Origin of the sequence: Lentibacter sp. XHP0401 (assembly GCF_025751535.1) — a bacterium.
Lineage (GTDB): Bacteria > Pseudomonadota > Alphaproteobacteria > Rhodobacterales > Rhodobacteraceae > Lentibacter.
The window spans coordinates 225,265-246,298 of sequence record NZ_JAOWLC010000005.1 but is presented as its reverse complement, the minus strand read 5'-3'; the positions used below and the strand labels follow the sequence as shown (position 1 = coordinate 246,298).

Genomic DNA, 21,034 nt, shown 5'->3' with positions numbered 1-21,034 from the left:
GACATGGGCAAGGTAAAGACGATTGCGCGACGCACGTTTCTGATTGGTTCGGCGGCTGTTGCCGGCGGTGTGGCTTTTGGGGTGTGGCGCTACAAGACGCCCTATGCAAACCCGCTTCTGGGCGGTTTGGCTGAGGGTGAGGCGGCGCTGACGCCATATGTGAAGATTGACGCCTCGGGGGTGACCCTAGTTACGCCGCGGGCGGATAAGGGGCAGGGCGCTTACCACGTGCAGGCGGCACTGATTGCCGAGGAGCTGGATGTGGACCTTGCGGCGGTGAAGGTTGATCCCGGCCCGCCGGACCGCGCCTATTGGAACACGGCTTTGGCACCTGAGGCGGCAGCGTTCAGCGCGCCGAATGAGGGCTTTGTGCAGGATGCTTTGACAGGCGTTCTCGGCACGGTGATGAAGATTATGGGAATGCAGATTACCGGCGGATCGACCACTGTTGCGGACGGGTTTGTGAAGCTGCGTGCGGCGGGTGCGAGTGCGCGCGAGACGCTGAAGCTGGCCGCCTCGGAACAATTGGGCGTGGCTGTTACGGAGCTGCGCACTGAAGCGGGCCGTGTGATTGCGCCTGACGGAACTGCGCTTGCCTATGAGGAACTGGCCGAGGCTGTTGCGGGCATGGAGCCTGTGCAGGATGTGACGCTACGTGCGCCAGAGGAATGGCGCTATATCGGCAAGCCGATGAAGCGGGTTGAAATGCTGGCGAAGGTCACCGGCACGCAGGATTACGGGATTGATTTTGAAATCGAAGACATGGTGCATGCTGCGGTGAAGCTTTCGCCGCAGCAAGGCGGCACGCTTGTGAGCTATGACGCCGGCGCGGCGCTTGAGATGCGCGGTGTGAGCGGGGCTTATGAAGTGAGTGGTGGTGTGGCTGTTGTGGCGGACAATACATGGCGCGCGTTTCAGGCGGCTGAGGCTGTTGAGGCCGAGTGGGGCGAAGCGGCGATGCCAGCGAATATGGAGGCGCATTGGGCAGCGCTTGAGGCCTCATTTGTGGCGGACAAGCAGGACAGCCGCGTGCGCGATGACGGCGATGTGGAGGCGGCGCTTGAGAGTGGCGAGGTGATTGAGGCGACATACCGTGCGCCCTATCTGGCGCATGCGCCGATGGAGCCTGTGAACGCTGTTGTGCGTGTGGGAGAAGGACGTGTGGATGTCTGGACGGGCACGCAGATCCCGCGGTTTGTGCAGGCCAGCGTTGCGAAGATTGCAGGTGTGTCAAACGAGGATGTGCATGTGCATGTGCTGATGATGGGTGGCAGCTTCGGGCATCGTCTGGAAGATGATGTTGTGCGGCAGGCAGCGGAAGTGGCCGTGCAAATGAAGGGTGTGCCTGTGAAGCTCACTTACAGCCGCGAGACCGATATGGCGCATGACTATACACGCCAGATTGCTATGGCGAAGATGCGCGGCACGGTGAAAGACGGGCGTGTGGAAGCTTATGACCTGGGCATTGCGATGCCGAGTGTGATTGTGAGCCAGATGGGGCGGCAGGGGCTGAGTATGCCCGGGCCTGACAGCCAGATTGTGGCGGGAGCATTTGAACAGGCTTTGGCCATCCCGCATCATCGGGTGACGGGATACCGCGCTGATCCGCTGGCGCCTGTGAGTTCGTGGCGCTCTGTTGGGGCGAGCAGCAACGGGTTTTTCTATAACCTCGGTTTGGAAGAGTTGATTGAAGCTGCGGGTGCGGACCCGATGGAGGAGAGGCTCAGGCTTGCCAGTGATCCGCTGGCGCGAAAGGTGCTTGAGGCGGTTGCGGAAATGTCGGGCTGGAACGGAGCGAGCCTGGGGCCGCGCAGAGGGCGTGGCGTCGCGATGACGCGTTCGTTCGGGGTCGATTGTGCCGAGGTGGTTGAGGTGACGGACACGGACGACGGCATCAGGATTGATAAGGTTTATGTGGCGGCGGAAGTGGGCCGTGTGATTGACCCTGTGAATTTCGAGAACCAGGTGCAGGGCGGTGTTGTCTTCGGGCTTGGGCACGCGATGAATTGCGAGATTACCTATGACGGCGGGATTGCCGAGCAGCAGAACTTTGACAGCTTTGAGGGTATGCGGATGAACCAGTGTCCCGATATTATTGTGCGCGGGCTTGAGAACGGTGATGTTGTGAGGGGCGTGGGTGAGCCGCCTGTACCGCCAGCAGCGCCTGCTTTGGCGGCGGCGATTTACGCGGCGACGGGTGTGAGGCTGAGGCAGATGCCATTTTCGATGTTTGTGGAGTTTGCGAGCTAAAATGCCTGCAGCGTTTAAGCCTTTATGGTCGGATTTCGCAAAGCGAAATCCGACGGTGGCGAGAGGGGCGCTGCCCCTCTCGCGCTCTCCCCGAGGTCTTTTGAACAGAAGAAGATCAGGATCGGTCGGCAATTGAGTCTGGCTTTGCCAGAATTTTGCCATAGGGGTGCTTTATCGGGCTCGGCTTGTAACCTGTTGTTTGCCGTGGCAGAGCAAGCAGGTGATTTTTGGGAAGCAGGCGAGGGTTGAGGCGATGAGCGGTGAGCAAGCAGATGATTTGCGCGGCAGGTTTTTGGAAGCCATGAGCCGTGCGGCCAATTCTATCTACATTGTTACGACCGATGGCCCTGCCGGGCGGGGCGGTGTGACTGTGACCGCGTTTTCGAGCGTGTCAGCGGATGTGAGCGAGCCAAGGCTTTTGATTTGCTTGCATCATGAAAGCAGCACGGCGCAGATGATCCGTGCCAATGGTGTGTTCTGTGTGAATATGCTGGGTGGGGCGCATGAAGACCTGTCGGAGCGCTTTGCGGGGCGCAGCGGCAAGGACGAGGACCGTTTTGCCAAAGGAAACTGGGTGCGCGCCGCGAGCGGGCTTTTACGGCTTGAAGATGCGCTGGCGAGCTATGACTGCCTTTTGAGCGAGCAAAGTCTTGTGGGCACGCATCATGTGTTGTTCGGGGCTGTGCAGGACGTCGTGCTTGGTGCGAATGCGCTGCCGCTTTTGCACAACCGCCGCGGTTACGGGGCTGTGGCCGAAGGGTAACCACGCCCCTTCGGCATTTGCGCTCAGACGGACTCGTCTTCGAGGTGCAGCTTCATATCAATCAGAACCTGCTGCAACATGAGGGTCTCTTTGAGCAGGCGTTTGGCCTCGTTGGCGGTGATGACGCCGTCTTCAATGGATTGCGAATACTCAGCCATGAGCATGGCGAAGCGCTGGCTGAGAACGATGACATCGGAGTTGATGCCGCCTTTGTCCTCAGTGTTTTTGCGGCGGTCGTCGCGTGACAGCGTAATGCCCTTCAGATCGGCCAGAGCGGCTGTGACGTGCGGGAAGCTTGCGGCTTCTTCAAGGGCTGCCACTGCGTCGATCGGCATAAAGCGATCTGCGTGTTCCTCATTGTCAGAATAGTAGCGGCCCAGAGTGGCCTTTGATTTGCCGGTCAGCACGCACGCGGGCTCGATCCCGACGTCTTTTACCAGTGCTTCCGTGTGTTTCTTAAGGTAACTTCCAACGCCTGCCATATCCTGCCTGCCTACCAACTCATTCCTGGCCCATCGCATACATCTCGCGAGGGGAATTCAAACTGTCTTTTCCCATTAAACGGTTTGGTTACAAATGTCATTGCTGAATTAACCTGTGGTTTTCAGGTTTTTTTAATGAGTGGCATGTATTTAATGCTGCCAAATAATGGGGCCTTTGCTGCGGTGTTTGCGCTCAAAAGGCCTCGCAGGGGTCGTGTGGTGCGTACAAGCTCCATCCCCAGTGGCCTGTCCTGTATGCGTAGGCTGCACGGCCCCGTCCTGGTGCGAGTTTTGCCGCTTCACTGGTAATCAGTGAAGCGGTATTTTTTTGTCTGTTTCACGTAGATTTTTCATATTGAATTGGAGTCGGGAGCGGATAGAACAGAGCCATGGCAAAACTGTATTTTAACTACTCGACGATGAACGCGGGCAAATCGGCTGTGCTTTTGCAGGCGGCGCATAACTACCGCGAGCGCGGGATGACACCCTATCTGATGATTGCTGCGTTTGATGACCGGGCCGGGCGCGGGCGGATTGCCAGCCGTATCGGGATCGGTGCGGATGCGGATGTATTTTCGCAAGGTGATGATCTGTTTGCCAAGATCGAGGCAAGGTTGGCCGAAGGGCCTGTGGCCTGTGTTTTTATCGACGAAGCGCATTTCATGGACAAGGAGCAAGTCTGGCAACTGGCGCGGGTTGTCGATGACCTTGCTGTTCCGGTGATGTGCTACGGGCTACGGGTTGATTTTCGCGGCGAATTGTTTCCGAGTTCCGCGGCGCTTCTGGCTTGGGCCGACGAGATGCGTGAAGTGCGTACGATTTGCCATTGCGGGCGCAAGGCGACGATGGTTGTGCGAAACGGGCCTGACGGCACGCCGCTGATGGACGGTGCGCAGATTCTTATCGGCGGTAACGAGACTTATGTGAGTTTGTGCCGACGCCACTGGCGAGAGGCGGTCGGAGATGCGTAGGTTTGGAGCGATTGTGAGCCTTTTACTGCTGATCGCGTTTGGCTATTTTGGCTGCAAACACATGTTTTCGGGCTGGGAAAGCAGCAGCACGGATGCACACAGCGATGCCCGCCGCGCCTTTGACGCGGCCTTGCCCGAAAGCGAGTGTTTGAGCGCTGATGAAATCCGCGATGTGGCAGAAGAGTGGGGCTGGGCTGTGCGTGACGAGGAGGGCTTTGGCTGGTGTGTTGCGCCTGCTGGGGTGAGTGCCTGGCTGCGGGTGACAGTCGAGCCGCCTTTGCCGTTTTCAACCGATGACGAGAACGCGGCGTTTTATGCCTTTGATGCAGAAGGCTGCTCTATCCCTTGGCGCTATGCATCGGGAGAGGGAACGACCTGCCCCAACTGACTCCGAACTGTTTTTGAAGCCGTAGATCATCCAAAATGCTTCCATATATCCCAGAGAAAACAAGTGGATTGGAACCTGAGGGCCCTCTTTTGCGTTTGCTCTTTAACGGAAAGGAGACATGTTATGGATAGATTGGCTTTTTATATCACAATGATGGCGGCTTGGTCGCTTTCTGGGACATTCGTTATCATTGCTCTTGTGCTCGGATACTACAACCTCTGGGCAATCGTGATTGCTGCCGGAGCAGGGCTGCTTCTGGCATACCCTGCTGGATACCTGATTTCGCGTAAAGTGAAGCGTGACGACCCCGATTGGAACCCACGCCATGAACCCGGTGATTTTGGTGTTGTTCCACCTGCGGATGCGCCTGAAGTCTAGGCGGAGTTGGCTCAGATATTTGGCCAAGACAAGAGTTCGGGAGGGAACTTTTATCAATGAGCCGCGTTTCTCATGCAAGCAACCGAACCGTTGAGGAGGTTAAAATGAATATAATCCATGTAACCGTTTTGAGCCTGTCGATGGCGACAGCGACCACTGCGCAGCAGGTTTCGGAGAATGCGCTTCTTGCGGCTGATGAGCTTGCACCATTTCATGACATAGGTTTTCAGGCCGAAGATAACGGATTGATAAGCTGGCAAAAAATGAAGGGCGGCACCGTGTATACGATCCCTGATCTGGATGAATCCTACTGGGACAGCACGCGCGTGTATAATTTTGTTGGAGCGAGCTGGAATGGCGTTGCCAAAATCGAGGATGTTTTGCTGAACGAGCATGGCGTGATGTCTGGTGTGGTTGTGGACATTGGTGGCCTGACAGGAAAGGATGTCGTTATTCCTGCGGAATATGTGAGCCTTATTCAGGTTGAAGATGGCGAGCTTTCAATTGTCACACTTCTTGAAAGGGCAGAGCTGAAGCGGCTTGGCCCGGTAGGTGCCGGGGCCTGATTTATTTGCAGAAACCGATGGGAAAAAGGGGCTTTGAGGCCCCTTTTTTGTGCGCGGCTTATAGCCGCTCGACGATGACGGAGCCGACGGAGTAGCCAGCGCCGAAGGAGCAGATGACGCCGATATCGCCTTTTGCAAGATCTGACTGGTGCTTTGAGAAAGCAATGATGCTGCCCGCTGAAGAGGTATTGGCGTAATCTTGCAGGATATTGGGTTGCTCTCCAGACTCCGGGACGCGGCCGAGAACTTTGCGGCCGACAAAATCATTCATGGTTTTGTTGGCTTGGTGGAGCCACATGCGCTTGAGGCTTTCGGGCGCGATGTCTTCGGCCTCAAGATGTGCGAGGATATGGGCGGAGACCATTGGCACGACCTCTTTGAAGACGCGGCGGCCTTCTTGCATGAACTGCATGTCGCGGCGGTCTTCCAGATTTTGGCCACTTGTCAGGGCGCGTCGCAAAAAGCCGTTGTTGTTGCGGATGTTGTTGGAAAACTCGGTGGCGCAGCTTGTGGAACGGATTTTGAAGAGCGGGTTTTGCGCCTCGTCTTCACGCTCGATCAGGGTGGCTGTGCAGACATCTCCAAAGATGAAGTGGCAGTCGCGGTCACGCCATTCAAGGTGACCCGAGCAGATTTCGGGATTGACGACGATTGCCTTGCGCACTGATCCTGCGCGGATCATATCGGAGGCGGCCTGAATGCCGAAGGTGGCAGAAGAGCAGGCGACATTCATATCAAAGGCAAAACCGCCAGCGCCCAAGAGCTGCTGGATTTCAACCGCGATGGCAGGGTAGGCGCGCTCGTGATTGGAGGCGGCGCAGATGACGAGATCAACTTCGGAGGCGTCGACGCCTGCTTGAGCGAGGGCTTTTGTGCAGGCATCAAGCGCCATTTCGGCCATGATGCCGGGTTCGTCATCGCTGCGTTCGCGCAGGACGGGGTGCATGATGGCGGGGTCGAGCACGCCTGATTTGTTCATCACATAGCGCTGCTCGATGCCCGAGGCCTTGAAGATAAACTCTTCCGAAGAGGAGGCTTTGGCCTCGATCTCGCCTGCGGCGATGGCTTCGGCATGTTCTGCATTATAGGATTCGGCGTAGGCATTGAAGGCTTTGACCAGCTCGGCGTTTGTGATCGTTTCTTCGGGCGTGAAAACGCCTGTTCCTGTGATAACGGGCTGATGCATCGGGTCTCTTTCTATCGGGTTTTACCTTGATCACCCAAGCGATGCACCAACGTCAAGCTTTAGAGCGCATTAGGAGGGGTTTCGCCTGCAAAGAATGCGTCGAGGTTATCAAGGCTCATCATGCCCATTGCAGTGCGTACCTCTTCGGTTGCGGTGCCGAGGTGGGGCAGGAGCGTTACATTTTCCAGTGCTTTGAGCGTGTCCGGCACGGTGGGTTCGTTCTCGTAGACATCAAGGCCGGCACCCGCGATACTGCGGTTTTGCAGCGCGGTGACGAGAGCAGCTTCATCGACGACTTCGCCGCGCGAGATGTTGATGAAATGCGCCGTGGGCTTCATGGCGGCAAAGGCGGCTTCGCCGATGAGGTGGGTTGTATCCGCTCCGCCCGGGGTGGCGGCGACGAGATAGTCGGCCTCGGCGGCGAGGGCTTCAAGGCTTTCAACCTGTGTGGCGGGAAAATCAACCTCTTTGGGCGAGCGGTTTACGAACAGGACTTTCATGCCAAAGCCGAAGTGACAGCGCCGGGCGATGGCTTGGCCGATGCGGCCCATGCCGATGATGCCGACGGTTTTGCCTGTGACATGGCTGCCAAGCATCTGGGTGGGCGTCCAGCCTGTCCATTTGCCAGTGCGCACGAGACGGTCGCCTTCGCCCGCGCGGCGGGCCGACATGAGCAGAAGGGTCATGCCGATATCGGCGGTGGCATCGGTGACGGCGCCGGGTGTGTTGGTGACGGTGATGCCATGGTCGCGCGCGGCGGCGACATCAATGTGGTTATAGCCAACCCCGAAGTTGGCGAGGATCTTGCACTTTGGTCTGCCAAACTCGGCAAAGATGTCGGCAGAGAACATATCGCCCAGAGTTGGGATCATCCCGTCATACAGCACGAGCGACGAGCGCATTTCTGCGGGCTTCATCGGGGCGGTGCTTTCGCGCAGAGTCACGTCATAGGTGGCGTTTGCGCGCTCCATGACAGCTTCGGTCATGGCGCGGGAGATCAGGATTTTCTTCATCGTTCAGCTCATTCTTTCGCCGTTTTGCACGGGGGTATCCGGGCGCAAAAGCACCACGCCTCCATCGCTATCATGGAGCCCCAGCACAAGCACCTCGGACATGAATTTGCCGATCTGTCTCGGCGGAAAATTGACCACGGCGATGACTTGTTTGCCGATGAGTGCTTCGGGTGTGTAGTGATCGGTTATCTGGGCGGAAGATTTTTTCCGGCCGATCTCCTCGCCGAAATCGACAATCAGCTTTATCGCGGGCTTGCGCGCCTCGGGGTAGGGGGCGGCCTCAACTACAGTGCCGACGCGGATATCGACTTTTAGGAAGTCGTCAAAGCTAATGTCAGGCATCCCGGGCAAGTTCCTTTGAGCGGTGGGTCGCTGCCGCGACAGTGTGGCGGATGAGCGGGGGCAAGCCTTTTTCGCTGTCCATGAGCACATCAAGGCCAGCTTGGGTTGTTCCGTTGGGGCTTGTCACGTTGACGCGCAGTTGGCTGGGCGTCTCTTCGGCCTGCATGGCGAGAGCACCTGCGCCTGCCACGGTGGCTTTGGCCAGTTGCATGGCCAGCTCGGGCCCGAGGCCCTGACCCTCGCCCGCGGCGGCGAGACATTCGATGAGGTGGAAGACATAGGCGGGGCCGGAGCCCGAAACGCCTGTGACCGCATCAATCTGGCTTTCGGATTTGAGCCGCACGACAGCGCCGATGGCTTCAAGCAGGGCTTCGGCTGCATCGAGATGTGCTGTGGTGCTGCGTTTGTTGCCGACAATGGCAGTGATGCCTTGGGCCACGGCGGCGGGGGTGTTGGGCATGGCGCGAATGATCGGGGTATCCGAGCCAAGCACTGCTTCGAAATGTTTGATAGGTGTGCCGGCGGCAACCGAAATGAAGAGCGTGGGCCCGCCGCCCATGGCCTGAAGCGTGGGCAGAGCTGCGCCCATCATCTGCGGCTTGACCGCGACAAGCACTATGGCGGGCGCTTCGGGCAGCTTGCTGTTGATGTGAACGCCCGTGCCTTGCAGCCAGTCGGAGGGCTTGGGATCAATCACATTGACAGAGGTGGCGGGCAGCCCGCCTTTGATCCAGCCTTCCAGCATGGCGGAGCCCATTTTGCCACAGCCCAGCAGGACGAGGCCTTTGTTTGCGATGTCATCGTAGGTCATGGCGGTTTCCTTCAGGCTTTTCCGGTATGAGTAAGCCAGCAAGGCGCAGGTGCAAGTGTTTTAGTTGTTTTTAAGTGCTTTTAACGGCGACGCAGGAATATGATCAGCTCGATCAGCCCCCAGAAAGCGTTGCCTGCAAGCCAGAAAACCGAGATGAGCATCAGCACGAAGTTTTTACCCATAGGGAAGTGGCCGGGCGCGGGGCCGAACCTGCCGGCGACAACCATTGTCTCGTAAAAAAACCACAGGATCATGGCGATATTGAACGCCAAAGCGATGATGCGCAATGGGGTCATTTTGTGAGCTTACGCGTGGCCATAGGCCTCGGCGATGGCAACTTGCATGGCTTCGCGCGGGGTGCGGTTGCCCCAAACCACTAGCTGGAACGCAGGGTAATAGCGCTCGGCCGAGTGAACGGCTGACGAGATCAGGGTGTCGATCTGTCCGGACGAGGCCATTTGCCCGCCTGTCAGCAGAAGACCGTATTTGTAGACCATCATCTTTTGTTCGGCCCAGTATGAAAACGCCCCTGTCCAGCACTGGTCATTCACCTCGTTGAGCGAGGCGTAAAGATCAGGCAGGCGCTCTTCTGGGGGTTCCATTTCGAAGGTGCAGATCATACGCAGGGTTTCGTCGTAATCCGACCATGCGAGCGTCACGCCGTATGTGCGCCACTGGCCTTCTACCGACATGGAAATCTGGTTGTCGGCAGTGCGGTCAAACTCCCAGTCATTGTGCGAGGCGAGGCTCTCCACAATGTCGATGGGATGAATTTCATCGTCCAGATATTGTTCTGAAAGAGCCATTTCGCCACCTCGTTTTTTACTCAGGGCGCTTGCTTTTGGCAGCGCAGGCGCCTTGATTTGCTCGACAGGATGGGGTTTAGCCCCCTTGTCCTACCAAATATGGTAAGCGTGTGGTGGAAGGCCTGTAAAGCTAATTGTTGGGGATAACCACAATAAGTTGTGGATAGCTTGGGATGGCGCACTAATTATATGCTGAGCGCCGCCCAAACTCCTGCCGCGAAGGCGAGCCCTGTTGCAAACAGAAGCGCCATGACTGCGAAGGAGCCCATGTCTTTTGCGTGCTTGGCGGGCAGAGACCACTCGGGCGAGACGTGATCCACCAGCTCTTCGACGGCGGTATTGAGCGCCTCGACAGCCAAAGTGACAAGCGAGAGGATTGCCACACTCAGGATCGCCAAGGCAGGCGCTCCGATCACACCAAGCACAATCAGCAAGCCCGAAGCGGCTAGAAGTTCGTGGCGAAAGGCCGTCTCGCCCCAAAGCCGGAGGAAGCCTGCCGCAGAGTAGCGCGTGGCGGCGAAGATGTGTTTCACACCAGTAACTTTATCGGGGGCAACGGGGGGTTCTATTGGGGTTTGCATGGCGAGCCTTTCGGGCAATCTGCCCTAAAGTTTCGCAAATTGCCGAGCGTGGCAAGGGGTGACTTGCACAGGTCGCGCAGCACAAGCAGTATGGTGCAGCAAAATGGGAGGTGGCCGGATGGACAAAGCACGGCTTGAGCGGATCGAAAACTGGATGCGCGGCTATCGTGAGGCGGGGCGCTATTCGGGTTCCTCTTTGCTGGTCTATCGCCACGGTGAAGAGGCGTTTTTTGCCGCCGATGGCTTGGCCTCGCTGGCGCGCGAACAAGCTTATAAGCGTGACACCATCGTGCGAATTTATTCGATGACCAAACTGGTCACAACAACGCTTTTCATGATGCTTGTCGAGCGCGGGCAAGTAGTGCTTGATGCGCCTGTCTCGCAATATTTACCCGAGTTCGGCCAGATGCGGGCGCTGCGCCACGGAGCGGGAAGCCTTGATCAGACAGAGCCTGCCCGCGCGCCAACCCTGCATGAACTTCTCACCCACACCAGTGGTATGACCTATGGTTTCAATGAAGGCATCGTACCGCAAGCGTATGCGAAGGCGTTTTCGGAGCTTGGCTTGCAATTCAGCACGCTTGAAGCGTGGTGCAAGGTGCTCGCGGAACTGCCGCTCTGCTTCCAGCCGGGGGCCGCGTGGGAGTATTCTGTCGGGATTGATGTGATCGGTCGCGTGATCGAGGTGATCATGGGGGAGCCGCTGGCCGAAGCAATGCAGCGCGAGATATTTGACCCGCTTGAGATGCAGGACACGGGCTTTGATGTCCCTGCGTCCAAACTTGCGCGCTTTGCCGACTGTTATCAAAAGAAGGAAAACGATCTGCTCGCGCTTTTTGACTGTGCGGATGCAAGCAGTCGCTTTGCCGAGGGCCGTGTGAGTATGCATTCGGGCGGTGGAGGGCTTGTGAGCACGCTGGATGATTATATGCGCTTTGGCGAGATGATCCGCCTTGGTGGTGCGCTTGGTGACGTGCGCCTGCTTAGCCCGCGCACACTGCGCTTCATGGCGAGCAACCACCTTGCAGGCGATATTGCCTCGATGGGGGCGGCCAGCTTTGCCGAAATGCCGATGACCGGCATGGGCTTTGGCCTCGGCGGCGCCGTTGTGCTTGACCCTGCGCGTGTGCGCGTTCCCGGCTCTGTAGGCGATTTCGGGTGGGGCGGCTTGGCCAGCACTTACTTCTGGACAGACCCTGTCGAGCAAATGAGCGTGGTCTACTTTACCCAGCTTATCCCTTCTTCAAGCTACACCAACCGTGCCGAACTGAAGGCGCTTATCCACGGCGCGTTGCTCGACTAAACTCCCTCTTTTTCTTGCCGCAAATATCCTGGGCCGACTCCGCGCAGCAAGTGCGCTCTGTCGGTTTCGCGTTCGCTTCGCGAACTGCTTAGGTCTGGGGCCGACGCGCGAAGCGCGGCGCAATTCCTCTACTTCATTTTCATAATGATGCAGGTGGTCGAACCCGTGGCATAGAGCTTGCCATCTTCAACGCCCCTGATCTCGCCATTGGCAATGCCTGTCGAGCGGCCTGCGTGCTGGCACACTCCGATGGCTTCCACCTCTGTGCCCAGCGGAATGGGTCGCAAGATGTTCACCTTGAATTCCAGCGTGGTATAGACCGAGCCTTTGGGAACAAGTGTCATCACAGCGCAGGCCATGCAACTGTCAAGGATTGTCCCGTACCAGCCACCATGAACCGTGCCCATCGGGTTTGTTGCTGAAAATTCGGGTGAACCTGTGAAGACGGTTTTGCCCTTTTCCACAAGTGTCGGCCAAAAGCCCATAAGCGCCCCGATGGGCGGTCCGGCAAGCTTGCCGTCGCGCACGTCTTGCATAAATTCAAGCCCCGAGCGGGAGAGTGTGGCTTCCAGATCGGGGAGGTCTTCAGGGCTTTGGGCTATGGTGCGTTGCTGGCTCATGGGGGCTCCGTGTCTGATCTCTCAAACGCTAGAGCGGCCATGAGCCATTCGCAATCTTTACGCCACGTTGCGCAGGGCTGCGCGGGGCTCGACGCCGAGCGCCATGCAGATATCGCGGGTGAGCGAGGGGCGGTTGAGCGTGTAGAAGTGGAAGCGCTCGACGCCTTCGCCCATCAGAGTATCGCAAAGTTCTGTGGCTTGGGCCGTGGCGAGCAGATCTTCGCGCCCGTCGCGTGCGGCTTTGGCAAAAGCATCGTCGAGCTCGGAAGGCACAGACGCGCCGCAGCTCTGGGCAAAGCGCTTGGCGCCATTCCAGTTTTCAATCGGCATGATACCGGGTGTGATCATTCCGTCGATGCCAGCTTTGGCGCAGGCATCACGGAAGCGCAGGAAAGGCTCTGGTGTGAAGAAAAACTGGGTGATGGCTTCGTCGGCGCCTGCTTCGAACTTGCGTTTGAGGTGGTCGATGTCCGCTCCCGCATAGGCTGCATCGGGGTGTGGCTCAGGGTAAGCGCCCACACGGATGTTGAAGCCGCCTTCCGCTTTGAGCGCTTTGATAAGCTCAACAGAATCGGCAAATCCTTCAGGGTGCGCTTTGAAGCCGCCTGCGCCTTTGGGCGCATCGCCGCGCAGGGCGACAATGTCTTTGATACCTGCTTTGGCGTAGCCACGGACAATTTCCAGCGTTTCGCTACGGGTCGCATCAACACAGGTAAGGTGGGCTGCCACGCGCAGGCCAGCCGTTTTGTGCAGTGTTTCAGCCGCTTCGCGCGTGAGTGCGCGGGTTGTGCCGCCTGCACCGTAGGTGACCGAGACAAACTTGGGCGCGAGCGGTGCAAGGGATTGCACGGCCTCATGCAGCTTGAAGGCCGCTTCAAGGTTTTTGGGCGGGAAGAACTCGAAGGAAACTTCAGGTGCTTTAGAGCGTGTCATAAATCTAGCCTTTCATGGCGGTTGGAACCTTGTAGCAGAGGTGTGGATGTGAGAAAAACTCATAACTTTCATTCTGATTATGAGGTGTGTTCACATATGCATATCGAGTTCCGCCATTTACGCACCATCCAGGCGATTCATGAGGAAGGCGGACTCGCGCGTGCGGCCGACCGCCTCAATATCACGCAATCGGCGTTGTCCCATCAGATCAAGGGCATCGAGGATCAGGCGGGGGTCGAGCTTTTTGTACGCCGTAGCAAGCCGATGAAGCTGTCTTCTGCGGGCTTTCGCCTGCTGCGGGTGGCCGAAAAAGTTCTGCCCGAAATTGCCGCGCTTGAGGCCGAGTTCATGGGCCTGCGCCAAGGCAGCGCAGGGCGGCTCCATATCGCCATTGAATGTCACGCTTGTTTCGAGTGGCTCTTTCCTGTGCTGGAACAGTTCCGTGCGCCTTGGCCCGAGGTGGATGTAGATATCCGCCCCGGCCTTGCTTTTGAGGCCCTGCCCGCGCTCATGCGCGAGGAGGTTGATGTGGTGATCTCTTCGGATCCGGAAAAGCTGACGGGCGTTGTATTTGTACCGCTGTTTGATTACGCGCCTGTCTTTGTGGCTTCTGCCAAACACAGGCTGGCGGAGAAGCCCTATGTGGAGGCCGAGGATTTCAGAGGCGAAACGCTGATCACCTATCCCGTGGAGCGCGCGCGGCTCGATATTTTCTCCGAGTTGTTAACTCCAGCCAAAGTCGAGCCGCTGGCTGTGCGACAAGTTGAACTGACAGCCGTGATCCTCATGCTGGTTGCGGCGGGGCGTGGTGTTTCTGTTTTGCCGGATTGGGTCTTGCGAGAGGTGAAAAGCTCGGCAGATTACATCACCCGCCCGCTCACGGAAAAGGGCGTGACCAAAAGGCTTTACGCCGCCGTGCGCGAAGATGATACGAGCCTTCCGTTTATGGCGCATTTCCTCAAGCTGGCGCGGGAAATCCCCATTCGCCTGCAAAGAGGCTGAGGCGGGTTGCACCAAACGCGGCCAAGGCGTATAGCCGCGGTTTGAACCCCGAAGGAGCTTGAGCCATGCAAGGCAGCGCGAATCTTAACGTGATGATCAAAGCCGCCCGTAAAGCGGGCCGCAGCCTTGTGAAGGATTTTCGCGAGGTCGAGGCACTTCAGGTTTCCATGAAGGGTGCGGGCGATTTTGTCAGCAAAGCTGATTTGCGCTCCGAGGCGATCATCAAGGAAGAACTGATGGGCGCGCGACCGACCTATGGCTGGGTCGCGGAAGAAGGCGGTGTGGAAGAGGGCCAGGACCCGACGCGCCGCTGGATCGTAGATCCGCTTGACGGCACAACAAACTTTTTGCACGGCATGCCGCATTGGGCGGTTTCTATCGCGCTGGAGCATAAGGGCGAGGTGATTTCGGCGGTCATATATGACCCTGCCAAAGACGAGATGTTTTACTCTGAAAAAGGCTCCGGTGCATGGCAGGACCATGCCCGCCGTCTGCGCGTCTCTGGGCGCCGCCGTATGAACGAATGTGTGTTTGCAACGGGCCTGCCTTTTTCGGGCAACGGCGATTTGCCGGCTACATTGAAAGATCTCGCCCGCGTGCTGCCCGGCTGTGCCGGTGTGCGCCGTTGGGGCGCGGCCTCGCTTGACATGGCCTATGTCGCCGCTGGCCGCTACGATGGTTTCTGGGAGCGCGGTTTGAGCGAATGGGATTTGGCCGCTGGTATGCTTATCGTGCGCGAAGCGGGCGGTTTTGCCGAGGCGATCGACTCCGAGACAAGCATTCTTGAGTCAGGTGAGATCATCTGCGCCAATGAAGGCATGTTCGAGCCGCTCTGCAAGCTCATCCGCAACACCTGAGGGTTAACGGTCTGACGGGTGGTTCACGCCGTCGGCCCACTCGATAGGCTCGTATTCGGCAGGGTTTACCCCCTCGAGCGCACCCATGTTTACACCGTATTCATTAGGGTTCGAGCGGCGCTGATGGTGCGTGTAGTTGCCACAGGTTTTGCAGAAATAATGCTTCGCCGTCATCGTGCCCCATTGGTAAAGCGTGAGGTTGTCCTCGCCCTTGATGATCTTGATCCCGTCAAGTGGAGCGCTCACGGCCACAGCGCCACGGCGGCGGCAAAAAGAACAGTCACAGCGCCGCGCGGTGTTTAGCCCGTCTGAGAGAGTGACCAGCATTTCGACAGCGCCACAATGGCAGGTGAGCTTGTGGGATTCGTTCATTTGCGTCGCCTTATGGTTGGGATGCGGGAAGGGTCATACTGCGCCTCGGGGTGGGGCGGCTTAAAGTCGTTCTTATGCCAGAAGTGCGGCCCGCCAAGGCGCATGAACAGAGGAAAGGTCAGCGCTATTCCTGCGATAAACCCGCCGGCATGGGCCCAATAGGCCACGCCGCCTGTGTCGGGGTTTGTTGTGAGGCCGCCGAAGGCCTGCATGCCAAACCAGATCGCAAGCATGATCCAGGCCGGCAATGTGAAAACGCGGAAAAAGATCACGATGATGAGGAGAATATCGACCTTGGCGCGCGGGAAGAGCAGCAAGTAGCCCCCCATCACGCCCGCAATCGCGCCGGACGCACCCACAGTCGGCACCGCTGATCCTGGCGCAAACACAACGTGCGACAGGCCCGCCAGAAGCCCTGACATGAGATAAAAAGCGAGGAAGCCCATATGGCCCATCTCGTCTTCCATATTGTCGCCAAATATCCATAAAAACAGCATGTTCCCGCCAAGATGCATTAGCCCGCCGTGTAAAAACATCGAGGTAAACAAGCCTTCAAAACCCTGCCCCGTGGTGATGGCGGCGGGGATGAGCGCATACTGAAAATAAAAATCATTGAGTGCGCGGGGGTCTGCGAACAAATGCCAATAGCTTAGAAACACGGCAATATTCACGGCAATCAGCGCGTAGGTCACATAGGGCGTGCGCCCGCTCGGGTTATGGTCGCGAAATGGAAACATGACATGACGCTAAGGCCAAAGCTGCAGAGGGGAAAGCGCAAATTTTGCCCCGCTTCTTCTGTTTAAAAATACCTTGGGGGTGCGGGGGCAAAGCCCCCGCCATGATCGGATTGCGCGAAGCGCAATTCGAAAACAGTTACCCTTGGCCTGCCAAAAGCGCAGCATTCCCGCCCGAAGCTGTCGTATCCACACAAACATGCCGCTCACCCATCACCCGCGCTACATCCGGAACGGCTGTGATCAGAGGCAAGATCGCTCCTGTGCGTTTGGACAAAGCTCGTTCATAGCTGCGCGCCTCAGCCTCGTTGCCCCAGAAGAGCACACCCGAAAAGCCTGTGAGTGTTTCCAAGGCGTCTGCTTGCAGAGTGCCCGTGGCTTTTACAGCAACCCCGCCCAAAGCGCGTACCATATCGGCTTGCGCCGCGGCGGTTTCGGCGCTTGGGCCGAGGCACAAAAGCGGTGCGCGGGGTTCCATCGTGAGTTTGTTGGATTCCCCCGTAGGACCGGGCATCACCAGAGTTTGCGCAGTTTTTGCAGCGGGTGCTGCCAGAATGGCCGAGTGCATCGCCTCCGAACTCATAGCGCTGCTCCATGTGCCTTGTGCCGCTTGCGTGGCAGGTTGCACAAAGCGCGGCAGATAGTTTGGCCCACCCGCTTTTGGCCCTGTGCCGGAAAGGCCTTCGCCGCCAAAAGGCTGGCTGCCGACAATCGCTCCGATCTGGTTGCGGTTTACATAGATATTGCCCGCATGAATACGCTCGCAAATATGCTGCACGCGGTCGTCGATACGGGTTTGCAGGCCAAAAGTGAGGCCATAGCCCGTGGCATTGATCGCCTCGACAACGCGGTCGATTTCGTTTGATTTGAACGTGGCCAAGTGCAGCACGGGGCCGAAGATTTCGCGTCCCATGTCCGCGATGCCGCTCACTTTGATCAGAGTTGGCGCGATGAAGGTGCCCGAGTTCGGTGTGCGCAACTCGTGCATGAGCCGTCCCTCGGCGCGTGCAGTCTCGATGTGCTCGGCAATGCTGGCGCGGGCCTCTTCGTCAATGACGGGCCCGACATCAGTGCTCAGAAGCCAAGGTGCGCCCATGGAAAGCTCCTCCATCGCGCCTTTGAGCATATGGGTGAAGCCTTCGGCGATATCATCCTGCACATAAAGGCAGCGTAGGGCCGAGCAGCGCTGGCCAGCGGATTGAAAGGCGCTTTCAACGATGGCTTGCACGGCCTGTTCGGGCAGCGCGGTGCTGTCTACGATCATGGCGTTCAGCCCGCCGGTTTCGGCAATCAGCGGCGCGCCGGGAGCGAGGTTTTCGGCCATGGATTTTCGGATGAGCAGCGCTGTATCTGTGCCGCCTGTAAAGGCCACGCCGCCGATGCGCGGATCAGACGTGAGCGCTGCTCCGACATCGCCGGCACCGGGGAGAAGCTGAAGCGCTGTGACAGGCACGCCCGCTTCGTGCAACAGTTGCGTCGCGCGGTAGGCGATGAGTGAGGTTTGCTCGGCCGGTTTGGCGAGAACGGCATTGCCAGCCGCCAAAGCGGCGGCGATTTGCCCTGTGAAGATTGCCAGCGGGAAGTTCCATGGCGAAATGCAGGTGAAGGTTCCGATTGGCGTTTCATGGGGCGCATTGGCGGCGTAGTAGCGCAGGAAGTCGACGGCTTCGCGCAGCTCGCCCACCTGGTCGGACATTATCTTGCCCGCTTCGCGCGCGAGCTGTGCAAAGAGTTCTCCGAAGTGCTTTTCATAAAGATCTGCGGCTTTGTTGAGCACCTTGGCGCGCTCGGCTGGTGCGGCGTCCCATACCTTCGCGGCCTTCAGCGCAGTTTCGACATCGGTCTTCGAGGCGAAGGCAACTTTACCCACGGTATCGGCCGGGTTTGCAGGGTTAAGCGCCGTATGGGTTTTCTGCGGTTTGGCCTTGCCTGCGAGCAGGGGGGCCGCCTCCCAGACATGCACGGCATAGGGTTTGCGTGCCTTCTCGATGCGCGCAAGTGTTGGCTCGTGAGTGATGTCAAAGCCCTTCGAGTTGGCCCGCTCGGGCGCAAACAAGTCGGGCGCTTCGGTGATGTTGGGCTGAGCGGTTGCCAGCGCGTCAAACGGGCAGGCCGCGACTTCTTCGGCGGGGACATCCTCGTCTACGATCTGGTTCACAAAGCTTGAGTTGGCTCCGTTTTCGAGCAGGCGGCGCACGAGATAGGCGAGCAGATCGCGGTGCGCCCCTACAGGAGCATAGATACGGCAATGCGAACCACGGCCTTTGAGCACGATATCATGCAGCGCCTCGCCCATGCCGTGAAGGCGCTGGAACTCGTAGGCGTCATTGCTCACGCCCATGTCCTTGGCCATGTCGAGAACGGCGGCAACCGTGTGGGCATTGTGCGTGGCGAACTGCGGATAGATGCGGCTTGTCATGCCCAGCAGCTTCTTCGCATTGGCGATGTAGCTCACATCGGTCGCGGGTTTGGCTGTGAATACAGGGAAGCCCACAACACCTTCAACCTGCGCGCGCTTCACTTCGGTGTCCCAGTACGCGCCTTTCACAAGGCGGACCATGATACGGCGGTCAAGCCGCGTTGCCAGTGCGTTGAGATAGTCGATCGCATCGCCTGCGCGTTGCCCGTAGGCTTGCACAACAACGCCGAAGCCGTCCCAGTTTGCAAGTGACGGCTCTGAGAGGACTTCCTCGATCACATCCATCGACAGCGCGAGGCGATCGGCTTCTTCGGCGTCGACATTGAGGCCCATACCAGCGGATTTGGCGAGCAGGGCAAGCGAGCGCAGGCGCGGGGCCAGTTCATCCATCACGCGGGCGCGCTGGGCTTCTTCATAGCGCGGATGCAGAGCGGAGAGTTTGACCGAAATTCCCGGATTTTCCCGGATTTCACTGCGGGTGCAGGCTTGCGCGATGGCCGTGATCGCACGGCTGTACGCGAGGTGATAACGCTTCGCATCACCTTCGGTGCGCGCGGCCTCGCCAAGCATGTCGTAGCTGTAGGTATAGCCCTTGGCTTCCATCTTCGCGGCGCGCTCCATTGCGCTTGTGATGGTTTCTCCGAGCACGAACTGACGGCCCATTTCTTTCATGGCGCGGCCCACGGCTGTGCGGATGACGGGCTCGCCCAAGCGCTTTACAGCACTTCTGAGCGTACCAATGAGGCCGGGGGCGGGCTCGTCGAGCACCTTGCCTGTTAGCATGAGCGCCCAAGTGGACGCATTGACCAGCGGTGAGGTGCTTTCGCCCATGTGGCTGGCCCAATCGGACTGCGCGATTTTGTCCTCGATCAGCGCGTCGATCGTTTCGGCATCGGGCACGCGCAGCAAGGCTTCGGCAAGGCACATGAGGGCGATGCCTTCGTCGGTAGAAAGGCCGTATTCCGCGAGGAAGACTTCCATCATCCCAGGATTGGAGCTTTTGCGAATGCCATGCACGAGAGTTGCAGCGTCTGCCGAAATCCGTGTGCGGGTTTCCTTAGAGAGGCCGGCCTCGACAATGAGGCGCTGAAGCGTTTTGGCTTCATTGGCATACATATTGGTGCTGATTGCAGAACGAAGTGGATTCTTAGGCATGGCAAACTCCTCCATTTCGTCCTATGTAATCTTGTTTAATCGGGTGATATTCCTGATCTTATGGAGAAAGCGGGTCAAAATGGCTGTCAATGTCGGAATTAAAGGTCAAGTAGATCTGGATTGGTTTGATCGTAAGATTCTCTCTGTGCTTGCGTCAGACGGGCGAATCCCCGTTACCGAGCTTGCGCAGCGCATTGGTCTCTCCAAATCACCCACGCAAGCGCGGCTTAAACGGCTGGAGCAGACGGGGGTTATCACCGGCTATAAAGCGCTGTTTGACCCGATCCGCTTGGGGTTGGATCACGTTTCTTTTGTTGAAGTGCGCCTATCGGACACCCGAGAAAAGGCGCTGGCGGCGTTTAATGCAGCTGTTTCCAAGATCCCGCAGATCGAGCAGGTGCATCTCATGGCCGCGAATTTTGACTACCTACTCAAGGTCCGCACCCAGAACATGAACGACTACCGCATTGTTATGGCCGAGCAGATTTCAACGCTGCCTTATGTCTCTTCAACCTCGACTTATGTGGCGATGCAGGCGGTGAAAGAAACAACTCTCGCGGATGTTATGTGACCAATGGGGCAGGGCGGCCCGCTTTAGATGTGCATCAGCACGTTGATGAGGTTGTCTGACGGGTCGTGCAGCATGAAGCGGCGCACGCCCCAGCTTTCGGTTTCCGGGCCGTAAAGAATATCGTGCTCAAGCGCGCGGGCTTTTGCGAGCACTTCATCAAGATCGTCCACCTCGATCGAAATTTCCGGCACGGGGGTACCTTCGCCACCTTCTGTTGCGATGCTTAATTGGACGGGCGCATCAGACCGTGTTCCGAGTGTGGCCATCCAGCCGTGATCCATTAGCACATCAAGTCCGAAAAGAGCGTTATAAAAGCTGCGCATCTCGCTCACAGAGCGGGTGTTCAAGTTGGCAGTGATGCGTTTAACAGTCATGTTGCGGCTTTCTGATGAAAGAAGCGGATTGTTTTTATCCGCTGCTCGGTTTAGGCAAGCTGCGCTGGCCTGCGTGGTGGAATGGTAGACACAGGAGACTTAAAATCTCTAGGCCGTATAGGCCGTGCCGGTTCGAGTCCGGCCGCGGGTACCAGCA

The 21,034-nt window shown here is 58.0% G+C and carries 24 protein-coding genes and 1 tRNA gene; 11 read left to right on the top strand and 14 right to left on the bottom strand.

All coding sequences use genetic code 11. The annotated features are described in order from the left end of the window. Positions 1 to 3 precede the first annotated feature (3 nt). Both OE750_RS08990 and OE750_RS08985 read left to right on the top strand, forming a co-directional pair. Entirely contained in the window at positions 4 to 2,250 is a 2,247-nt protein-coding gene (locus OE750_RS08990) for a xanthine dehydrogenase family protein molybdopterin-binding subunit (protein ID WP_263763680.1), read from the top strand. Positions 2,251 to 2,503: 253 nt separating this feature from the next. Further along, positions 2,504 to 3,013, top strand: coding sequence for a flavin reductase family protein (locus tag OE750_RS08985; RefSeq protein ID WP_263763678.1), 510 nt, complete (start codon positions 2,504 to 2,506; stop codon positions 3,011 to 3,013). 23 nt (positions 3,014 to 3,036) lie between these two features. Here OE750_RS08985 and OE750_RS08980 read toward each other — a convergent pair whose 3' ends face one another. After that, a complete protein-coding gene (locus tag OE750_RS08980) occupies positions 3,037 to 3,495 on the bottom strand; it encodes a hypothetical protein (RefSeq protein ID WP_263763676.1) in 459 nt (152 codons plus the stop codon). A gap of 389 nt (positions 3,496 to 3,884) precedes the next feature. Here OE750_RS08980 and OE750_RS08975 point away from each other — a divergent pair, with 389 nt between their 5' ends. The 4 genes from OE750_RS08975 (at position 3,885) to OE750_RS08960 (ending at position 5,798) form a co-directional block, all read left to right on the top strand. Continuing rightward, positions 3,885 to 4,466, top strand: a complete 582-nt coding sequence (locus OE750_RS08975) for a thymidine kinase (protein ID WP_263763674.1) — start codon at positions 3,885 to 3,887, stop codon at positions 4,464 to 4,466. Then, positions 4,459 to 4,854: a hypothetical protein gene (locus OE750_RS08970; RefSeq protein WP_263763672.1), complete on the top strand. Its 396-nt coding sequence runs from the start codon at positions 4,459 to 4,461 to the stop codon at positions 4,852 to 4,854. Before OE750_RS08975 ends, OE750_RS08970 begins: the two co-directional genes overlap by 8 nt. Positions 4,855 to 4,977: 123 nt before the next feature. Continuing rightward, positions 4,978 to 5,232: a hypothetical protein gene (locus OE750_RS08965; protein ID WP_263763670.1), complete on the top strand. Its 255-nt coding sequence runs from the start codon at positions 4,978 to 4,980 to the stop codon at positions 5,230 to 5,232. A gap of 104 nt (positions 5,233 to 5,336) precedes the next feature. Beyond that, positions 5,337 to 5,798 carry a hypothetical protein gene (locus tag OE750_RS08960; RefSeq protein ID WP_263763668.1) on the top strand — a complete coding sequence of 154 codons (462 nt, stop codon included), beginning with the start codon at positions 5,337 to 5,339 and terminating at the stop codon, positions 5,796 to 5,798. A gap of 58 nt (positions 5,799 to 5,856) precedes the next feature. Here the strand turns inward: OE750_RS08960 and OE750_RS08955 are convergent, their stop codons facing one another. The 7 genes from OE750_RS08955 to OE750_RS08925 form a co-directional block, all read right to left on the bottom strand. Continuing rightward, positions 5,857 to 6,984, bottom strand: coding sequence for a beta-ketoacyl-ACP synthase III (locus OE750_RS08955; protein ID WP_263763666.1), 1,128 nt, complete (start codon positions 6,982 to 6,984; stop codon positions 5,857 to 5,859). Between the two features lie 59 nt (positions 6,985 to 7,043). Then, positions 7,044 to 7,997 carry a 2-hydroxyacid dehydrogenase gene (locus tag OE750_RS08950; protein ID WP_263763664.1) on the bottom strand — a complete coding sequence of 318 codons (954 nt, stop codon included), beginning with the start codon at positions 7,995 to 7,997 and terminating at the stop codon, positions 7,044 to 7,046. A 3-nt stretch (positions 7,998 to 8,000) separates the two neighbouring features. Then, entirely contained in the window at positions 8,001 to 8,339 is a 339-nt protein-coding gene (locus OE750_RS08945) for a tRNA-binding protein (protein ID WP_263763662.1), read from the bottom strand. After that, positions 8,332 to 9,150 (bottom strand): pyrroline-5-carboxylate reductase, encoded by an 819-nt coding sequence (gene proC / locus OE750_RS08940; RefSeq protein ID WP_263763660.1) that lies wholly within the window; start codon positions 9,148 to 9,150, stop codon positions 8,332 to 8,334. Before proC ends, OE750_RS08945 begins: the two co-directional genes overlap by 8 nt. A gap of 80 nt (positions 9,151 to 9,230) precedes the next feature. Further along, positions 9,231 to 9,446, bottom strand: coding sequence for a hypothetical protein (locus tag OE750_RS08935; RefSeq protein ID WP_263763658.1), 216 nt, complete (start codon positions 9,444 to 9,446; stop codon positions 9,231 to 9,233). A 9-nt stretch (positions 9,447 to 9,455) separates the two neighbouring features. Next, positions 9,456 to 9,956, bottom strand: a complete 501-nt coding sequence (locus OE750_RS08930) for a YbjN domain-containing protein (RefSeq protein WP_263763656.1) — start codon at positions 9,954 to 9,956, stop codon at positions 9,456 to 9,458. Between the two features lie 185 nt (positions 9,957 to 10,141). Continuing rightward, on the bottom strand, positions 10,142 to 10,537 hold the full coding sequence (locus OE750_RS08925) for a diacylglycerol kinase (RefSeq protein WP_263763654.1): 396 nt from the start codon (positions 10,535 to 10,537) through the stop codon (positions 10,142 to 10,144). 118 nt (positions 10,538 to 10,655) lie between these two features. Here OE750_RS08925 and OE750_RS08920 point away from each other — a divergent pair, with 118 nt between their 5' ends. Further along, positions 10,656 to 11,840, top strand: coding sequence for a serine hydrolase domain-containing protein (locus OE750_RS08920; RefSeq protein ID WP_263763652.1), 1,185 nt, complete (start codon positions 10,656 to 10,658; stop codon positions 11,838 to 11,840). A 128-nt stretch (positions 11,841 to 11,968) separates the two neighbouring features. On the opposite strand, the gene OE750_RS08915 is transcribed toward OE750_RS08920, so the two are convergent. Further along, on the bottom strand, positions 11,969 to 12,460 hold the full coding sequence (locus OE750_RS08915) for a PaaI family thioesterase (RefSeq protein ID WP_263763650.1): 492 nt from the start codon (positions 12,458 to 12,460) through the stop codon (positions 11,969 to 11,971). A gap of 57 nt (positions 12,461 to 12,517) precedes the next feature. Continuing rightward, positions 12,518 to 13,393, bottom strand: coding sequence for a methylenetetrahydrofolate reductase [NAD(P)H] (metF, locus tag OE750_RS08910; protein ID WP_263763648.1), 876 nt, complete (start codon positions 13,391 to 13,393; stop codon positions 12,518 to 12,520). A gap of 96 nt (positions 13,394 to 13,489) precedes the next feature. On the opposite strand from metF, the gene OE750_RS08905 reads away from it, so the two are divergent. Further along, positions 13,490 to 14,395 carry a LysR family transcriptional regulator gene (locus OE750_RS08905; protein ID WP_263763646.1) on the top strand — a complete coding sequence of 302 codons (906 nt, stop codon included), beginning with the start codon at positions 13,490 to 13,492 and terminating at the stop codon, positions 14,393 to 14,395. Positions 14,396 to 14,460: 65 nt separating this feature from the next. Further along, positions 14,461 to 15,252: an inositol monophosphatase family protein gene (locus OE750_RS08900; RefSeq protein WP_263763644.1), complete on the top strand. Its 792-nt coding sequence runs from the start codon at positions 14,461 to 14,463 to the stop codon at positions 15,250 to 15,252. A gap of 3 nt (positions 15,253 to 15,255) precedes the next feature. Here OE750_RS08900 and OE750_RS08895 read toward each other — a convergent pair whose 3' ends face one another. The 3 genes from OE750_RS08895 to putA form a co-directional block, all read right to left on the bottom strand. Next, the gene (locus OE750_RS08895) at positions 15,256 to 15,624 is read right to left on the bottom strand and encodes a GFA family protein (RefSeq protein WP_263763642.1); all 369 of its coding nucleotides are present in this window, start codon (positions 15,622 to 15,624) and stop codon (positions 15,256 to 15,258) included. After that, positions 15,621 to 16,361 carry a rhomboid family intramembrane serine protease gene (locus tag OE750_RS08890; RefSeq protein ID WP_263763639.1) on the bottom strand — a complete coding sequence of 247 codons (741 nt, stop codon included), beginning with the start codon at positions 16,359 to 16,361 and terminating at the stop codon, positions 15,621 to 15,623. The genes OE750_RS08895 and OE750_RS08890 overlap by 4 nt, the downstream gene beginning before the upstream one ends. Positions 16,362 to 16,497: 136 nt before the next feature. After that, positions 16,498 to 19,932, bottom strand: a complete 3,435-nt coding sequence (gene putA, locus OE750_RS08885; RefSeq protein ID WP_263763637.1) for a bifunctional proline dehydrogenase/L-glutamate gamma-semialdehyde dehydrogenase PutA — start codon at positions 19,930 to 19,932, stop codon at positions 16,498 to 16,500. 79 nt (positions 19,933 to 20,011) lie between these two features. Here putA and OE750_RS08880 point away from each other — a divergent pair, with 79 nt between their 5' ends. Then, positions 20,012 to 20,503, top strand: coding sequence for an Lrp/AsnC family transcriptional regulator (locus OE750_RS08880; RefSeq protein ID WP_263763635.1), 492 nt, complete (start codon positions 20,012 to 20,014; stop codon positions 20,501 to 20,503). A 23-nt stretch (positions 20,504 to 20,526) separates the two neighbouring features. Here OE750_RS08880 and OE750_RS08875 read toward each other — a convergent pair whose 3' ends face one another. After that, positions 20,527 to 20,877, bottom strand: coding sequence for a VOC family protein (locus OE750_RS08875; RefSeq protein ID WP_263763633.1), 351 nt, complete (start codon positions 20,875 to 20,877; stop codon positions 20,527 to 20,529). Between the two features lie 67 nt (positions 20,878 to 20,944). On the opposite strand from OE750_RS08875, the gene OE750_RS08870 reads away from it, so the two are divergent. Then, positions 20,945 to 21,031 (top strand) — tRNA-Leu (locus tag OE750_RS08870). Positions 21,032 to 21,034 lie beyond the last annotated feature (3 nt).

Excerpts from the sequence above, each read along its gene's own strand:
- OE750_RS08990 (WP_263763680.1), top strand. The coding sequence starts at position 4 with ATGGGCAAGGTAAAGACGATTGCGCGACGCACGTTTCTGATTGGTTCG.
- OE750_RS08985 (WP_263763678.1), top strand. The coding sequence starts at position 2,504 with ATGAGCGGTGAGCAAGCAGATGATTTGCGCGGCAGGTTTTTGGAAGCC.
- OE750_RS08980 (WP_263763676.1), bottom strand. The coding sequence starts at position 3,495 with ATGGCAGGCGTTGGAAGTTACCTTAAGAAACACACGGAAGCACTGGTA.
- OE750_RS08975 (WP_263763674.1), top strand. The coding sequence starts at position 3,885 with ATGGCAAAACTGTATTTTAACTACTCGACGATGAACGCGGGCAAATCG.
- OE750_RS08970 (WP_263763672.1), top strand. The coding sequence starts at position 4,459 with ATGCGTAGGTTTGGAGCGATTGTGAGCCTTTTACTGCTGATCGCGTTT.
- OE750_RS08965 (WP_263763670.1), top strand. The coding sequence starts at position 4,978 with ATGGATAGATTGGCTTTTTATATCACAATGATGGCGGCTTGGTCGCTT.
- OE750_RS08960 (WP_263763668.1), top strand. The coding sequence starts at position 5,337 with ATGAATATAATCCATGTAACCGTTTTGAGCCTGTCGATGGCGACAGCG.
- OE750_RS08955 (WP_263763666.1), bottom strand. The coding sequence starts at position 6,984 with ATGCATCAGCCCGTTATCACAGGAACAGGCGTTTTCACGCCCGAAGAA.
- OE750_RS08950 (WP_263763664.1), bottom strand. The coding sequence starts at position 7,997 with ATGAAGAAAATCCTGATCTCCCGCGCCATGACCGAAGCTGTCATGGAG.
- OE750_RS08945 (WP_263763662.1), bottom strand. The coding sequence starts at position 8,339 with ATGCCTGACATTAGCTTTGACGACTTCCTAAAAGTCGATATCCGCGTC.
- proC (WP_263763660.1), bottom strand. The coding sequence starts at position 9,150 with ATGACCTACGATGACATCGCAAACAAAGGCCTCGTCCTGCTGGGCTGT.
- OE750_RS08935 (WP_263763658.1), bottom strand. The coding sequence starts at position 9,446 with ATGACCCCATTGCGCATCATCGCTTTGGCGTTCAATATCGCCATGATC.
- OE750_RS08930 (WP_263763656.1), bottom strand. The coding sequence starts at position 9,956 with ATGGCTCTTTCAGAACAATATCTGGACGATGAAATTCATCCCATCGAC.
- OE750_RS08925 (WP_263763654.1), bottom strand. The coding sequence starts at position 10,537 with ATGCAAACCCCAATAGAACCCCCCGTTGCCCCCGATAAAGTTACTGGT.
- OE750_RS08920 (WP_263763652.1), top strand. The coding sequence starts at position 10,656 with ATGGACAAAGCACGGCTTGAGCGGATCGAAAACTGGATGCGCGGCTAT.
- OE750_RS08915 (WP_263763650.1), bottom strand. The coding sequence starts at position 12,460 with ATGAGCCAGCAACGCACCATAGCCCAAAGCCCTGAAGACCTCCCCGAT.
- metF (WP_263763648.1), bottom strand. The coding sequence starts at position 13,393 with ATGACACGCTCTAAAGCACCTGAAGTTTCCTTCGAGTTCTTCCCGCCC.
- OE750_RS08905 (WP_263763646.1), top strand. The coding sequence starts at position 13,490 with ATGCATATCGAGTTCCGCCATTTACGCACCATCCAGGCGATTCATGAG.
- OE750_RS08900 (WP_263763644.1), top strand. The coding sequence starts at position 14,461 with ATGCAAGGCAGCGCGAATCTTAACGTGATGATCAAAGCCGCCCGTAAA.
- OE750_RS08895 (WP_263763642.1), bottom strand. The coding sequence starts at position 15,624 with ATGAACGAATCCCACAAGCTCACCTGCCATTGTGGCGCTGTCGAAATG.
- OE750_RS08890 (WP_263763639.1), bottom strand. The coding sequence starts at position 16,361 with ATGTTTCCATTTCGCGACCATAACCCGAGCGGGCGCACGCCCTATGTG.
- putA (WP_263763637.1), bottom strand. The coding sequence starts at position 19,932 with ATGCCTAAGAATCCACTTCGTTCTGCAATCAGCACCAATATGTATGCC.
- OE750_RS08880 (WP_263763635.1), top strand. The coding sequence starts at position 20,012 with ATGGCTGTCAATGTCGGAATTAAAGGTCAAGTAGATCTGGATTGGTTT.
- OE750_RS08875 (WP_263763633.1), bottom strand. The coding sequence starts at position 20,877 with ATGACTGTTAAACGCATCACTGCCAACTTGAACACCCGCTCTGTGAGC.